Origin of the sequence: Hippea alviniae EP5-r, from assembly GCF_000420385.1 — a bacterium.
Classification (GTDB): Bacteria; Campylobacterota_A; Desulfurellia; order Desulfurellales; family Hippeaceae; genus Hippea; species Hippea alviniae.
On sequence record NZ_ATUV01000001.1, the window covers coordinates 986,751 to 1,001,331 of the forward strand.

Consider the following 14,581-nt stretch of genomic DNA (forward strand, 5'->3'; position numbering starts at 1 on the left):
TGTGAATCTTGGCTCAATGTGGGGAGCATTTATAGGTGGCTTAACAAGCTTTTTCTCTCCTTGCATTTTTCCGTTAATTCCTGTTTATATTTCATTTGTAACAGGTTATAGTTTGGAAGAATTAAAAAACTCAAAAGACATAAGTCCATTAAATATATTCGTAAGGACGACAGCTTTTATATTAGGATTTTCCATAATATTTATAAGTATGGGCATAGTGTCAAGCAGTGTCGGAACATTTCTTTTAACAAATAAAATACTATTCGCTCGTATATCTGGTGCAATAGTTATCTTGTTTGGTTTACAACTTGCAGGTATTTTAAATATTGGCTTTATGTCAAAAACAAAAAAATTCACCACATGTTTTCATTCAGCAAGCATACTATCATCGTTCGTTTTTGGAATTATCTTTGCTTTTGGTTGGAGTCCCTGCGTGGGTCCTATCCTTTCATCTATACTAATACTCGCAGCAGACACAGCAAGCGTCAAACAAGGCTCTCTGTTGTTGCTCTTATACTCCTTGGGCATAGGTCTTCCGTTTCTCATATTTTCTTTTTCAATTAATTACTTCTTTAAAATTTCAAAAATACTCAAAAGACCTGATATTGTTCAAAAAGCCTCTGGCTGGGCTTTAATGGCAGCAGGTGCTTATCTAATATACAACGGTGGATTTTAACTTGAAAATGGAAAATTAAGCATTAAATTTTTTCACAAAAAAATTTAGGGGGTGGGTTATGAAAAACATCTCAGTCAAAAATCTAACTCTTGGCTCGTTTATATTAATTTTTATTGGTTTACTGGTAGTATTCTTCTATACGCTCTCTGCCTTTAACTCCAATAAAAGCAAGATAGATTCAATGTATTATCGAGATTTAAGGCAGATATCACTTTATCACCAAATAGAGCATAATTTTAATAAAGGTGAAAAACTTCTCCTCAAAGCCTACTCCCTTTCAGACAAAAATCTGCTCAATCAAGCAAAGAAATACTTCTACAAAGTAGACGAACTAATAGACAAAAACATATCAACATTTGGGAACATGCTTTCAAATTCTGAAATAGCTGCATTACGCTCTCTAAAACAAACAATAGACAATCAACTAACTATTGCGGTAAAACAAGTCGAAAACTCGATAGAGTCAAAAGAAATAAAAAGAAGCGAGATAGAGAGTATAGACAAAATGACAAACTCAATAGATGCTCAGATAACAAACCTAACTAACAATAGAATATCAATAATGAGAAGCTCAATGAGAAAAATAAAATCAAGTCTAAATTCAACCCTAATAATTACAATTTTTATTTATGTAATCTTAACTGCAATCATAATATTTGCTTTCACCATTATAAAAGGTTATCTGCTAAATCCATTACTTGAAGTCTCCAAAGTAATAAACGAATTCAAGAAAGGCAATCTCAACATAAGATTCAACATAGACTCCAAAAACGAGATAGGAAAACTAAAACAAGACCTGAACGACATGGCAAAAGAGTTAGAACAGATGATAAAGAACATAAAGCAGGCAACAGATGTAATGGTAAGCCACTCTGCAAGCCTATCTTCTGCAGCTGTTGAGATGAGTGCAACGAACGAGCAGACAACACGCAGCATGGAAGAGATTGTCCATGCAATAAACGACACGACAAAGGCAATTGATGACATTGCAAGGTCAGCTGAAAATGTAACACACCTTGCTCAAACAATCGGTGAAGTAAACCAGAAGATGATTCAGGATATAGAAGAGAGAGTCAAAAACATGGAAATCAACGCTAAATTAGCAGAAGAGACAATGAATCAGATAAACATAGTTGGAGAGTCTTCCAAAAACATAGGCAAGATAGTTGATGTTATTAGTGATATTGCAGACCAAACAAATCTTTTAGCTTTGAATGCTGCAATCGAAGCTGCACGAGCAGGAGAAGCTGGTCGTGGTTTTGCCGTTGTTGCAGATGAAGTAAGAAAACTCGCAGAGAAGACTCAAAGCTCAACAGAAGAGATAAGAAGCATGATAGTTAAGATGCAAACAGATGTTGAGAAGTCTATACAAAAGACAAAAGAGACACAAGATAGCATCCTCTCTGAAGCAAAAGCAATACAAGAGAACAAAGAACACATTAACGAAGTTGTAGAGAGAACAAACCAGACAATAGAAGAAATCTCTTCAACTTCTGCAGCTATTGAAGAGATATCTGCAACAGTTGCAGAGATAGATTCGCAGGTTAGAGAAGTTACAGAAGCAGCAAAAGAGAATGCAAAAGCGGCAGAAGATGTATCAAGGGCATCTGTTGAGCTGAAAGATATGGCTCAGAGAGTCTCAGAAGCAGTCAACAAGTTCAATGTATAAAGGGGGAAATATGAGAATAGCCGTTGTAGGTGGCGGTGGAAGAGAGCATGCTTTGGCATACAAGATAAAAGAGTCCAAGCTGTGCGATAAACTTTACTGTCTGCCCGGCAATGCAGGAACGGCAGCAATAGCAGAAAACATAGATATATCAGCAGAAGATATAGACGGTATTGTTGATTTCTGCCTAAAAAATAAAATAGAGCTTGTTGCTGTTGGACCTGAAAACCCTTTGGCAGAAGGTATTGTCGATAAACTCGAAGAAAAGGGAATAAAGGCATTTGGCCCAAAAAAACAGGCTGCACAAATTGAAGCAAGCAAATCGTTTGCCAAAGAGTTTTTCAAGAAATACGAGATACCAACAGCAGAGTATGAAGTTTTTGATAATTACGAACAGGCAAAAGCCTATATAGAAAAGGTCGGTGCGCCAATCGTTGTAAAAGCAGATGGACTTGCAGCGGGCAAAGGCGTAACGGTGGCAAAAACAGAAGAAGAAGCATTCAAAGCCTTAGAAGATATATTCATAAAAAAGCGCTTCAAGGAGGCAGGCAAAAGAGTAGTAATTGAAGAGTTCTTGGAAGGCGAAGAAGCATCCTTCTTAATCTTCTCCGACGGAGAGCACATACTACCGATGATTGCCGCACAAGACCACAAACCCGTATTCAACAACGATGAAGGGCCAAACACCGGCGGCATGGGTTCTTATGCTCCAGCACCAATAGTAAACGAAGAGCTAAAGCAGTATATAATCGATAACATAATGAAAAAAGCTATCGAAGGAATGAAAAACGAAGACTCTCAATACAAAGGTGTTTTATACGCTGGCTTGATGATAAAAGAGAACAAACCGTATGTGCTTGAGTTCAACTGCAGGTTTGGAGACCCAGAGACACAGGCGATACTGCCGTTGCTTGAAAGCGACATAGTTGAGATTATGCTTGCAACTATCGATGGCACGCTAAATAAACACTCTTTAAAATGGAAAGACGCTTATGCTGTTAGCGTCGTTCTTGCAAGTGGTGGATATCCTTTAAATTATGAAAAAGGAAAAGAGATAACGGGATTAGACGAAGTTGAAAAACTCGACGATGTCATTGTATTCCACGCAGGAACAAAGCTCGAAAATGGCAAAGTTCTAACAAACGGCGGAAGGGTTTTAAATGTTGTTGGAATAGATAAAGAGTTTAAAAAAGCCCAACAGAAGGCATATGATGCAATAAAACTGATTCATTTTGACAAAATGCATTACAGAACGGACATTGGCAACAAAGCTTATAAACATCTGTGAAAAAAGAGAAACGCATAAAGAGAGACGAGAAGATACTGCGTAAGTTTATAGAAGTTTACTGCAGGGAAAATCACCTAAAAAAGGGCGTTGAAGAGTATAAAGACGGTTTATGTAAAGAGTGTTATGATTTACTTCAATACTCTCTAAATAAGCTTTACAACTGCCCTTTAGACCCAAAACCGCAGTGTAAACATTGCAAAGTTCACTGTTATGCACCATCAAAGAGAAAGAAAATCAAAGAAGTTATGAAATACAGCGGCATCTGGTTTATAAAACATGGGAGATTGGACTGGGTTTTTCATTACTTTTTTTAGTTGACAAAAGTTGGTTTTTAGAATAGCAATAGAAGGGAGTTGGTATGAGAAAATTTTTGTTTGTCGCTTTTTTGTTGGTTGCAATTGCCATATTTTCATGCTCAAAAGAAGAGAGTAAAGAGACAATAAAAATAGAAACACACAACAAACCAACAATTCTGATATTCGATAGCACAACATGCCATTACTGCAAAAAACTGCACAACGACTTAGAAAACAATGACAAGCTTGCAAAACTTAAAAAATCATTCACGATATATTTTATTCATGTGAATCAAAACAGATATTACATACTGCCAACAAAAAATGGCACTTTGAAATTAGACACTGGAGACATAGCCGTCACCTTCGGATTTAGGGGTTCAACACCATTTATCGTATTTACAGATAAACACCTAAAACCCATTCTAACCATACCAGGATACCTAAAACCAGACACCTTAAGCAAAGTGTTTAAATTCATACTCTCAAAATCCTACGAAACCATGAGCCTTGAACAATACCTATCAACACCTTAAAAGGAGCAAAAGATGGATTTCCTTGTTGGGAGACAAGCAATACTTGACAGAAAGGGAAAAGTTTTTGGATATGAGCTTCTATACAGGGAAAACATAACAAAAAAGACTTCTCAAACAAATTTAGATGGAGATACAGCAACATTAAGGGTTATAGTAAACACCTTTTTGAGTCTTGGCTTAAATAAGATAGCAAAACAGGGAAGGATTTTTATAAACTTCACTGAAGACTTGATTATAGAAAAACTGTTTGAAACACTACCAAAAGAGAGAATAGTCATAGAAGTATTAGAGACAGTAAAAGCAAAGCAGGAAGTTATCGAAGCATTAAAAGAAGCAAAAAGAAACGGATATACAATTGCACTTGACGATTTCGTATTTGAAGAAAACCTGCAAGAACTTGTCAAATTGGCCGATATCATAAAGATTGATTTTTTAGAGCTTTCGAAAGAAGAGATAAAAAAAGAATTAAAAAAATACAAAAAATACAATCTAAAATTACTTGCAGAAAAGGTGGAAACCGAAAGTGATTACAAATTCGCACTCGATTTAGGCTTTGACTATTTTCAGGGTTTTTTCTTTGAAAAACCAGAGATAGAGTCAAAAAAGGATATATCACCGTATCAAGCAAACCTTCTAAAGGCTTTAAAAATAGTAAATGACCCGTCAAGTCAGATGGAAGATTTAATTGAACTCATAAGCGGCGATTTTTACCTGCATTCAAAAATCTTAGCACTTGTAAACTCACCATTCTTTGGTTTAAAGACAAAGATAACAAGCGTAAAAAATGCCGTTTCTCTGCTTGGAACAGACAAAACAAAAAAATGGCTGAATATCCTGTATATCTCTAAACTTGCAGAAAACAAACCAGAAGAGCTTGTAATACTCTCAACCGTAAGGGCAAAATTTGCATCTCTGCTTGCAAAAAACTTCTCTATAGATGAAGAAGATGCCTATATGCTTGGCATGTACTCTTTAATAGACTCACTCCTTGGCGTAACCATGGAAAAGGCTTTGAGCGAATTTGAGTATTTAGAAGAAGAGATAAAAGAAGCCCTGCTTGGCAAAGATAACAGATTTAGAGAACTCTTAAACTTTATCGAGCTTTACGAGAAAGGCGACTTCGACAAGGCAAAAGAGATTATGGATAAATTCGACCTAATCCCGCAGAATATAAACCTTAACTATTTTGAAGCTGTAGAGTTTGCAGATAGCATATACTTGTTGTAATGCCCTCTGGATTTTTTGCTCTATTGGACGATATCTCTTACCTGTTAGATGATGTCGCAACTGCAGCCAAAATAACAACAAAAAAGACGGCCGTAATCTTGGGTGACGACCTTGCCGTTGGCGCAAAGAAAACCTTAGGCGTAAGCTCAAGCAGAGAGATACCGATAATAATTGCAATCATAAAAGGTTCACTTCTAAACAAACTGATTATCTTGCCTTTAATATTTCTCCTTAAATACTTTATACCTTGGATTATAAGTCCACTTTTGATAATAGGTGGAACATACCTAAGTTTTGAAGGTGTTGAGAATGTCATTGACTTTCTAAAGCATAAAGAGAAAAAATCTGCACCAAAAAGCGAGAAAGAGAAGATAAAATCCGCCATTTTAACTGATTTCATACTCTCACTTGAGATTGTTATCATCTCACTTGCAAGTGTTCAGGATAAACCATTCTTAGTTCAGGTTGCATCAACAACAGTAGCTGCTCTTTTTGCAACAGCAGGTGTTTACGGAACGGTTGCACTAATCATAAGAATGGACGATATAGGACTGTTTTTGGTCGAGAAGTTTGATGGATTTTTAGAAAAATTCGGCATGTTTTTAATAAAACTTCTGCCCAAAACAATAAAATTTCTCTCTGTCATAGGAACAGCCGCTATGATTTTAGTTGGCGGTGGTATTTATCTGCATAGAATTCCCTTATTTCACAATCTAACCATGATAAATATACCACTTGTATCAGAACTTCTCCTTGGACTAACTGCAGGATTTTTTATCTTTTTCTTAATCTCTATGATAAAACACTCAATAAAATAACTTACAAATCTGCACTCTTGACTTTTTAAACAGATGCTGTTAGTATCGTAAGCGCAAAGCGGAGAGGTGTCCGAGCCTGGCTGAAGGAGCACGATTGGAAATCGTGTGTAGGGTTAAAAGCCCTACCGCGGGTTCGAATCCCGCCCTCTCCGCCATTTTTTATGGCAAACAAAATCGGCGCCCATAGCTCAGCTGGATAGAGCACAAGATTGCGGTTCTTGGGGTCGGAGGTTCAAGTCCTCCTGGGCGCGCCAAATATTTCTTTTAGCGATGTCCAGCGTGGTGGGCTTGTGCGACACACTCCCTACTGAACCCCGCCAGGCCCGGAAGGGAGCAACGGTAGGTAGGGTTGTGTGAGCGTGCAATGTCCTGCCCGTTGGGCATCGCTAAGGGAGATAAGATGTATAAGGTTTTTGCACGAAAATATAGACCTTCCAAACTAAGCGAAGTTGTCGGCCAGCCAGTCGCCGTTCAAATCCTAAAAAATGCTATACAAACGGGTAAAGTTCATCATGCTATTTTGCTTAGCGGCCCTATGGGAACAGGCAAAACATCGCTTGCCCGCATTATTTCAAAATCTCTAAACTGCAAAAATGGGCCTACAGTTGAACCGTGCGGAGAGTGTGAAGCATGCAAAGCCATTTCGATAGGCAAAGATGTTGATGTTATAGAGATAGACGGAGCATCAAATAGAAAGGTTGAAGATGCAAGAGCCATCATAGAAAGCGTTAAATATCCACCCTTAAAAAGACGCTTTAAGATATATATCATCGATGAAGTTCATATGCTCACCCAAGAAGCATTCAACGCTCTTCTGAAAACAATAGAAGAGCCGCCCGATTATGTGAAATTCATATTTGCCACAACTTCCATAGAGAAGGTTCCAGATACGATACTCTCGCGCTGTCAGATATTAAACTTAAAACGCATACCAAAAGAAGAGATAGAAAAAAAACTGAAGTATATAGCGGAACAAGAAAAAATAGATATAGAAGACGAAGCAGTTTCACTTATAGCCTATGCAAGTAACGGCTCATTAAGAGTCGCGGAAGGATACTTAGACAGATGCTTATCTTACAAACCAGAAGGAAAGATAACTAAAGAAGATGTATCAATTGTGCTTGGAGTATCAACAACAAACACCGTTGAAGATTACCTAAGCAGTATAATGAGTGAAAATTCCAAAGAAGCGATAGAGATAATAAAGAGATTGGATAACGAGTCGAAGGATTTGGAAGTATTCTGCAGACAGATTTTAGATACCCTTATAGAAAAGGATGATATAAACACAGAAAAAAAGACAGCCCTTCTAAATATATTTTATAAAGCTATGGTTGATATAAAACAAAAGATAATAGAGCAGTTACCTTCAATGATTGTCGCAACACAAAAAGCCATAGCAACCAATAGCTTAGAACAGATAGACAGCCTAATAAAGAAACTTTCAGAAGGCAATATAAGTCAAATCAATATACCCACTGTCAAGCCACAAACAACTCAACCCAAAAAGGAAGCAGCAGAAAATACAGTAAATAAACCCTATAGTGAAGAAGAAGTCAAAAAAACAAACAATCAATCAGCTGTTGATATATTGCTTAAAACCTTCGGTGGTAAAATAATAAATATTGAAAAATTAAAAAAATAATCTATAATTAATTAAGGTTTAGAAAGGAGAGATAGTATGGCAGCTAAAAACTTCGGTGGAATGGATTTAAATGCATTGATGGCTCAGGCAAAAAAGATTCAACAGCAGATAGCAAAAACACAGGAAGAAGCTGCAAAAGAGACTGTGGAAGTAAGTGTTGGCGGTGGAATGGTAACAGTCAAAGCCAACGGCCTTGGCGAGATCGTTGGTATAAAGATTTCAAAAGAGATTGTTGACCCTGATGATATAGAGACATTGGAAGATTTAATTCTATCCGGTGTAAATGAAGCAGTAAGAAAAGCAAAAGAGAATATGGAAGCAAAAATCTCAGCTCTTACGGGTGGTTTAAACATACCAGGCATGTTTTGATGAAGGAGAAAAATTTAGTAGAAACGGTAGCACTATATTTATCACAAATACCGGGTATAGGCGAAAAGAATTCAAAAAGATATGCGTTGTGGCTTGCCGAACACAAAGACAACTTAAACAAACTGATAGACTCCTTAAGTGAACTATCCAAAAATATAAATATCTGTAAAAAGTGTTTTAATATTACAACAAATCCAGATGGAATATGTGATATATGTAATGATGACACCCGTGATAAAACAACAATATGTGTAGTAGAGACAATTGAAAATTTAGTTGAAATAGAATTGTCAGATGTGTATAATGGTTCATACTTCGTTTTGGGGGGAGTTATTTCGCCTATATACGACATAGACAATACCATAAAGAGAATAGAATATTTAGCTAAAAGGGTGCAAGAAGAAGGCATAAAGGAGCTAATTCTTGTTCTAAGTTCTACAACAGAAGGCGAATTAACCATGCAATACATTAAAGAGAAGTTAAAGGAAACAGGTGTAAAAATAACAAAGGTGGCAAGCGGCATACCCATTGGTGCAAATATCAATTATATAGATCAAAAAACTTTAATAGAAGCATTTAAATCAAGGGTTGTTGCATAAATCTTTCACAAATTACGGTTTGGGGGTTTAAGAATGTCCAAAAAGTTGGAGATTAGATGGCATGGAAGAGCTGGTCAAGGAGCAGTCACGGCTGCAAAAACACTGGCCGAATTAATTTCCCAGGAAGAAGGCATTTATGCTCAAGGATTTGCAGTTTACGGAGCAGAAAAGAGAGGAGCACCTGTCGTAGCGTTTACAAGGGTTGACGAGAAACCCATAAGAGACCACTCTGAATACATGGAACCGGATATCGTTTTACTTCTCGACCCAACACTCATGGGCCTTGTTGATGTAAAAGAAGGATTAAAAAAAGATGGAAAAGTTATAATTAATACAGCTTTTCCAAAAGATGAAGTTGTTAAGGAGTTGGGTCTTGAAGATTACGAAGTGTATGTAATAGACGCGAATAGGATAAGTATAGAAGCATTGGGTAGAGCTATACCAAATACTCCAATGATAGGAGCCTTAGCAAAAATAACAGGCTTATTTACAAAAGAACAGGTAGCAAACGGAGTAGTTGAATTACTTAAAGAAGCCGGAAAATTCCCAGAGAAAATAATAGAAGGCAACAAAAAGGCCATAGAAGAAGCATATGAGGAGGTAAAATAAATGAGCGAAAAATTGCTTAATTGGGATGAAGTCTTAATTGGCGGTGCAATAAAAGACCCCGGCAATTCAAAAAATTACGAGACAGGCTCATGGAGAGTTGAAAGACCCGTATGGAATCCTGATACATGTATTCAATGCATGTTCTGTTGGGTTTATTGTCCAGATAGCTCAATTTTAACAAACGAAGAAGGTAAAATGATTGGAATAGACTATGACCACTGCAAAGGTTGCGGCATTTGCGTTGAGCAGTGTCCAAGCAAACCAAAATCTTTAAAAATGGTTTTAGAAGCAGAAGCAAAAGGTAAAACAGAAGAAGAATTAAGAAAGGAAGTTTTTTCCAAGTAAAAGCGTTAGGAGGAAATAAATGGGTAAAAAAGTAGCATTGACAGGAAACGAGGCTGCAGCTCACGCTATAAGACAGATAGAGCCAGATGTAATTGCAGCCTTTCCAATAACGCCTTCAACTCCAATTCCACAGGCAGTAGCTCAATTTATAGCTGACGGCGAAATGGATACGGAGCTTGTTACGGTCGAAAGCGAACACTCTGCAATGAGTGCGTGTATTGGTGCTGCAGCAGCAGGCGGTAGGGTTATGACTGCAACAAGTGCAAACGGATACGCTTTAATGTGGGAGATGCTTTACATCGCAAGCGGTATGAGATTACCAATAGTGATGGCCGTTGTAGCAAGAGCCTTATCAGCTCCGTTAAATATTCATGGAGACCACTCAGATATAATGGGCGGAAGAGATACTGGTTGGATTCAGATAATAGCTGAGAATTCACAAGAAGCGTATGACGGTCTAATTCAAGCTGTAAAGATAGCAGAAAATAAGGATGTAATGACCCCCGCGCTTGTTGCCATGGATGGTTTTAATATATCCCATGCGATTGAGATATGGGAAATGGAAGATGATAAAGCTGTTAAAGATTTTATAGGAGAATATAAACCTCTCTTTCCACTCTTAAATACAGATGACCCTGTAACTCATGGTGCGTGGGCTCCACCAAACTGGTACTTTGAGCATAAGATGAGCCAATTAAAAGGCTTGCTTGCAGCTAAGGATGTTGTTGCAAAAGTTGGAAAAGAGTTTGGCGAAGTGTTCGGCAGAGAATACGGACTATATGAAGCATATAAGCTTGATGATGCTGAACTCGTAATAGTTGCAGCAGGTTCTGTATGCGGAACAACAAAAGATGTTGTCGATAAACTAAGAGAAGAAGGTCAGAAAGTTGGTTTACTAAAAATAAGACTATTCAGGCCATTCCCATACAAGGAGCTTGCAGATGCTCTTCAATCCGCTAAAGCCATAGCTATTTTGGATAGAGTATCACCTGCTGGTGCTCAGGGCGGTCCTTTATTCAACGAGATAAGAAGTGCCCTGTATGATACACCAACAAGAGCTCCAATAATAAATTACACTTATGGTCTCGGTGGAAGAGATACGCAACCTATCCACATCAACTCAGTATTTGATAGGCTCAAAAAAATAGTTGAAACGGGTAAAATCGAAAAACAGTTTGACTGCCTGAACCTTAGAGGAGAGTGGAGGTAATAAATGGCTCTGTTAAATGAACTTGCAAAGAAAAAAGAAGGACTTGTTAGCGGACATAGATTGTGCCCTGGTTGTACTCACTCTGTTATAATGAGACAAGTGTTTGCAGCAGCAGATACAGACAAATATGACATAGTTATAGCTGCAGCAACTGGGTGCTTTGAAGTTTCAACAGGACTTTATCCTTACACAAGCTGGAATGTGCCATGGATTCATACGGCATTTGAAAATGCGGCAAGCACAATAGCTGGTGTAGAGACAATGTATAGAGTTTTGAAAAGAAAAGGAAAAGTAAAAAAAGATATAAGGTTTATAGCTATCGCAAGTGATGGTGGAACATACGACATTGGTTTACAAGCTCTTTCGGGTGCAATAGAAAGAGGTCATCAATTCTTATACATCTGTAATGACAACAACGCTTATCAGAACACAGGAAATCAAAGGTCGAGCGCAACACCGTTTGGTGGTTCAACAACGACTTCGCCAAATGGTAAAGTAAAATTTGGAAAAGAGCAACCAAGAAAAGACATAATGAGTATAATTGAAGGACATCACCTGCCTTATGCTGCACAGGCTTCTCCATCAAACTGGAGAGACTTAATGAACAAGGTAAAGAAAGCTTTGGATGTGAACGGCCCAACATACATCAATGTTATAGAGCCGTGCACCACAGGTTGGGGATTCCCACCAGAAAAAGCAATCGAGATAGCTCAACTTGCCGTTGATACATGCGTATGGCCGCTATACGAAGTTGAGAACGGCAAGATAAAGATAAACTACAAGCCACAAAAGAAATTACCCGTCGTTGAATATCTAAAACCACAGAGAAGATTCGCTCACCTGTTCAAAAAAGGCAATGAGCATGTAATAGAAGAGTTCCAGAGACAGGTTGACGAACAGTGGGAGTGGCTCTTAAAAAGAGAAGAGTGCGGATTGTAAAAAACAAGGGCTGGCTTTATGCCAGCTCTTACATTTTTATCTCATTACCAACACATCAAAAAACTCAAATCCTTAATTCAAAATTCAGAATCCAAAATTCATAATTCCAACTTCTCCATCCCTTTCTCATAAATCCTGCTATTTCCTTTAACTTCCAATGTAAGCGGGTCAAAGAAGAGTATCTCTTTTTCTGCCCACTTGGAGATGACTTCTAAGTATTTTGAATCTCTGTCTTTTGAAAGAACAAATGAGCCATTGTTTAAAATCTCTTTGCAAATATTCTCAAATATTTCTATCTCTTCTTTTGGAAACTTACCTTGATGATAGAACATTACTATCTGCGAATAAGCCAAAAACGCCTGGTGTTCTAAATACTCTTTTAATGTCTTAAACTCTTTTCTAAACATCATGAGTCTTTGTATCTGTGGAATGCTGCCGCCGAGATAGTCCCATATTAAGTTTATCTCATCATCTTTAAACCCTTCAGAGCTCAACCACTCAACGGTTATATCCTTAGGCAGATGGTCAACCTTATAAAATCTGCTTGTTTCTTTCAATCTTGCATCATTATAAATCCTATCTATAAACACAGTGTTTGAGCTTAGGATAACAACATGAGACAGATGTGTCTCTTTTGTTAAAGAGACACAGAAGTTTAGGAACTCTTTGAGTAGTTCTCTATCTCCATTTATGTATATATCTTCAAGTGTTTGGATTTCGTCTATGATGATTATAGGTTGTCTGTTTTTCTTTGTTCTGTTTTGTATCTCTTCCATTAGAACTTTGAATAAGTCTTTCTCTTTGTTTTTTACTTCATTTAGCAGTTCTGCTTTTATGTTGAATACTCCAATATTGAAGCTTGCTGAGAGTTTCTCTTCTTTCTTGCCTTTGTCATCTTTCTCTGGTGTTAGTATTGCTTCTATAAAACTTGAGTAATTGCTTATTAGATATCTTCTTAAGTTTATATACTTCACCCACCAATTACCTTTGGGTTTTAAGTTCTCAAAATCTTCAAATAACTCTTTTTCAACAACATACTCAATGAGTGTTGTTTTGCCTGAAGATTTTGGGCCATAAACCCAAAGGATTAGTTTGGGTAAACTTCTAAACCAATCAAGGAAGAAGTTTATTTCGTTGTCTCTGTCTATGAGTTTTTCGTTTCTGAAGGTTCTTGTGTTCATGAGTTGCTCCTTTTAGTCAGTTTGTGTTTATTATACAGAGAGTTTAAAAGAGTTTGCAAGAAAAATCCCTAAACCAACAATTTTCCCTTGACATCACCCCCCGAGTTAGAATGCCAAAAAATAATTAAGGGAGAAGGAGAGAAAGATGAAAAAGGAAAGGAGAAGTTCTTTTTCATTTGCAGGGAAGAAGTTGTTGTTTTCTGTCTCTGTTGTTGCAGTGTTAGGAATTGGTGTATCAAAGGCTAATGCAGGAGACATTTATGCAGTTTTTCCTAATGGAAAAAAGGTAGATGTTTCTAAAATTGTTAAAAATTACACAGCAGAAGTAGATATGCCAACTTTTGTTTACATGGCAAATTATGATGGTAAAGATATTAGAAAATTTAATGAAAAGTATGGACATTTAGGAAATCCATTTATTTTTGGTATAGATTCATACTTTGGTGGTGTAACTTACAACCAAAATGCAATTAATAAGATTGTATTCTGTGGTGGTGCAAATTGTTACTTTGTAAAAGATGGAAAAGTTATAAATAAAAATTACCCAAGAATGTTTGAGAATTCTGTTTTAGGTTACATTATAGACAATGGTAATAAAGACATGAACTTAAAACCATTAACAGATGTATTATTTAGATTTGTTCAAAACCACCAATACGGCGGTGGAGGAGTAGGTACTAATAAGTTCCTCTTCTTCCGCAAGTTCCTCCTCTGGTTCTGCTGGCGGAAGTAGTGGCGGAAGTTCTGGTGGAGGAGTATCTGGTGGTCATGAATAAATTTTATATATTTTTATTCTTATATTATGTATTTACTTTTATTATGTATTTACTTTTTAATAGTTATAAAATATGTCGTCTTTCCAATGCGGGAGTGTGAAGGTGAGTATCCAAGCTCACCACTCCTGCTTTTTTAACCTATCTTCTTGGTCACTTATTCATTTGTTTTTCACTTTATAGTTTTAATTTTTCATTTTTTTCTCATAAATTCTGATGCTCACTAAAAACTTCGTAATGTATCACCTTCTCTTCAAACTCAAGCAAAAAATCTTTATCTTCTGGATAATACTTAGCCTTTTCGTAATCTTCGCCGGCGAATTTTTTGATAGCATCCAAACTCTCCCAAAATGTGATGAGAGTAAAGTGAGCTTCTTGCTTTCTAAAGCACTTAATCTCCATTA

General features: G+C 37.0%; 17 protein-coding genes, 2 tRNA genes and 1 other RNA gene. 18 read left to right on the forward strand and 2 right to left on the reverse strand.

Going from position 1 to position 14,581, the window contains the following annotated elements; genetic code table 11:
• Window position 1 precedes the first annotated feature (1 nt).
• The 17 genes from G415_RS0105100 (at window position 2) to G415_RS0105175 (ending at window position 12,223) form a co-directional block, all read left to right on the forward strand.
• Window positions 2-676 (forward strand): cytochrome c biogenesis CcdA family protein, encoded by a 675-nt coding sequence (locus tag G415_RS0105100; protein WP_026939597.1) that lies wholly within the window; start codon window positions 2-4, stop codon window positions 674-676.
• A 58-nt stretch (window positions 677-734) separates the two neighbouring features.
• On the forward strand, window positions 735-2,345 hold the full coding sequence (locus G415_RS0105105; protein ID WP_022670535.1) for a methyl-accepting chemotaxis protein: 1,611 nt from the start codon (window positions 735-737) through the stop codon (window positions 2,343-2,345).
• 10 nt (window positions 2,346-2,355) lie between these two features.
• Complete coding sequence (gene purD / locus G415_RS0105110; protein ID WP_022670536.1) at window positions 2,356-3,630, forward strand: phosphoribosylamine--glycine ligase; 1,275 nt, start codon at window positions 2,356-2,358, stop codon at window positions 3,628-3,630.
• Window positions 3,627-3,944, forward strand: a complete 318-nt coding sequence (locus G415_RS0105115) for a nitrous oxide-stimulated promoter family protein (protein ID WP_022670537.1) — start codon at window positions 3,627-3,629, stop codon at window positions 3,942-3,944. The genes purD and G415_RS0105115 overlap by 4 nt, the downstream gene beginning before the upstream one ends.
• A 44-nt stretch (window positions 3,945-3,988) precedes the next feature.
• The gene (locus G415_RS0105120) at window positions 3,989-4,462 is read left to right on the forward strand and encodes a thioredoxin family protein (protein ID WP_022670538.1); all 474 of its coding nucleotides are present in this window, start codon (window positions 3,989-3,991) and stop codon (window positions 4,460-4,462) included.
• 12 nt (window positions 4,463-4,474) lie between these two features.
• Window positions 4,475-5,689, forward strand: a complete 1,215-nt coding sequence (locus G415_RS0105125; protein WP_022670539.1) for an EAL and HDOD domain-containing protein — start codon at window positions 4,475-4,477, stop codon at window positions 5,687-5,689.
• A complete protein-coding gene (locus G415_RS0105130; protein ID WP_022670540.1) occupies window positions 5,689-6,507 on the forward strand; it encodes a DUF808 family protein in 819 nt (272 codons plus the stop codon). Before G415_RS0105125 ends, G415_RS0105130 begins: the two co-directional genes overlap by 1 nt.
• A gap of 60 nt (window positions 6,508-6,567) precedes the next feature.
• A tRNA-Ser gene (locus tag G415_RS0105135) sits at window positions 6,568-6,662 on the forward strand.
• A gap of 22 nt (window positions 6,663-6,684) precedes the next feature.
• Window positions 6,685-6,761: transfer RNA gene (locus tag G415_RS0105140), tRNA-Arg, on the forward strand.
• A 25-nt stretch (window positions 6,762-6,786) separates the two neighbouring features.
• Window positions 6,787-6,886: signal recognition particle sRNA small type (ffs, locus tag G415_RS10950), an RNA gene on the forward strand.
• 21 nt (window positions 6,887-6,907) lie between these two features.
• Window positions 6,908-8,152, forward strand: a complete 1,245-nt coding sequence (gene dnaX, locus G415_RS09935) for a DNA polymerase III subunit gamma/tau (protein ID WP_022670541.1) — start codon at window positions 6,908-6,910, stop codon at window positions 8,150-8,152.
• Between the two features lie 36 nt (window positions 8,153-8,188).
• Complete coding sequence (locus tag G415_RS0105150) at window positions 8,189-8,521, forward strand: YbaB/EbfC family nucleoid-associated protein (protein ID WP_022670542.1); 333 nt, start codon at window positions 8,189-8,191, stop codon at window positions 8,519-8,521.
• Window positions 8,521-9,120: a recombination mediator RecR gene (recR, locus tag G415_RS0105155; RefSeq protein WP_022670543.1), complete on the forward strand. Its 600-nt coding sequence runs from the start codon at window positions 8,521-8,523 to the stop codon at window positions 9,118-9,120. The genes G415_RS0105150 and recR overlap by 1 nt, the downstream gene beginning before the upstream one ends.
• Before the next feature lie 33 nt (window positions 9,121-9,153).
• On the forward strand, window positions 9,154-9,729 hold the full coding sequence (locus G415_RS0105160) for a 2-oxoacid:acceptor oxidoreductase family protein (protein WP_022670544.1): 576 nt from the start codon (window positions 9,154-9,156) through the stop codon (window positions 9,727-9,729).
• On the forward strand, window positions 9,730-10,074 hold the full coding sequence (locus G415_RS0105165; RefSeq protein ID WP_022670545.1) for a 4Fe-4S dicluster domain-containing protein: 345 nt from the start codon (window positions 9,730-9,732) through the stop codon (window positions 10,072-10,074).
• Window positions 10,075-10,093: 19 nt separating this feature from the next.
• Window positions 10,094-11,284, forward strand: coding sequence for a 2-ketoisovalerate ferredoxin oxidoreductase subunit alpha (gene porA / locus G415_RS0105170; protein ID WP_022670546.1), 1,191 nt, complete (start codon window positions 10,094-10,096; stop codon window positions 11,282-11,284).
• A gap of 3 nt (window positions 11,285-11,287) precedes the next feature.
• Window positions 11,288-12,223 carry a thiamine pyrophosphate-dependent enzyme gene (locus tag G415_RS0105175; protein ID WP_022670547.1) on the forward strand — a complete coding sequence of 312 codons (936 nt, stop codon included), beginning with the start codon at window positions 11,288-11,290 and terminating at the stop codon, window positions 12,221-12,223.
• Window positions 12,224-12,321: 98 nt separating this feature from the next.
• Here G415_RS0105175 and G415_RS0105180 read toward each other — a convergent pair whose 3' ends face one another.
• Window positions 12,322-13,404 (reverse strand): ATP-binding protein, encoded by a 1,083-nt coding sequence (locus G415_RS0105180; protein ID WP_022670549.1) that lies wholly within the window; start codon window positions 13,402-13,404, stop codon window positions 12,322-12,324.
• A gap of 145 nt (window positions 13,405-13,549) precedes the next feature.
• On the opposite strand from G415_RS0105180, the gene G415_RS0105185 reads away from it, so the two are divergent.
• Window positions 13,550-14,137: a hypothetical protein gene (locus tag G415_RS0105185; protein WP_022670550.1), complete on the forward strand. Its 588-nt coding sequence runs from the start codon at window positions 13,550-13,552 to the stop codon at window positions 14,135-14,137.
• Window positions 14,138-14,381: 244 nt separating this feature from the next.
• Here G415_RS0105185 and G415_RS09940 read toward each other — a convergent pair whose 3' ends face one another.
• Entirely contained in the window at window positions 14,382-14,579 is a 198-nt protein-coding gene (locus G415_RS09940) for a hypothetical protein (RefSeq protein WP_022670551.1), read from the reverse strand.
• Between the last annotated feature and the right edge of the window lie 2 nt (window positions 14,580-14,581).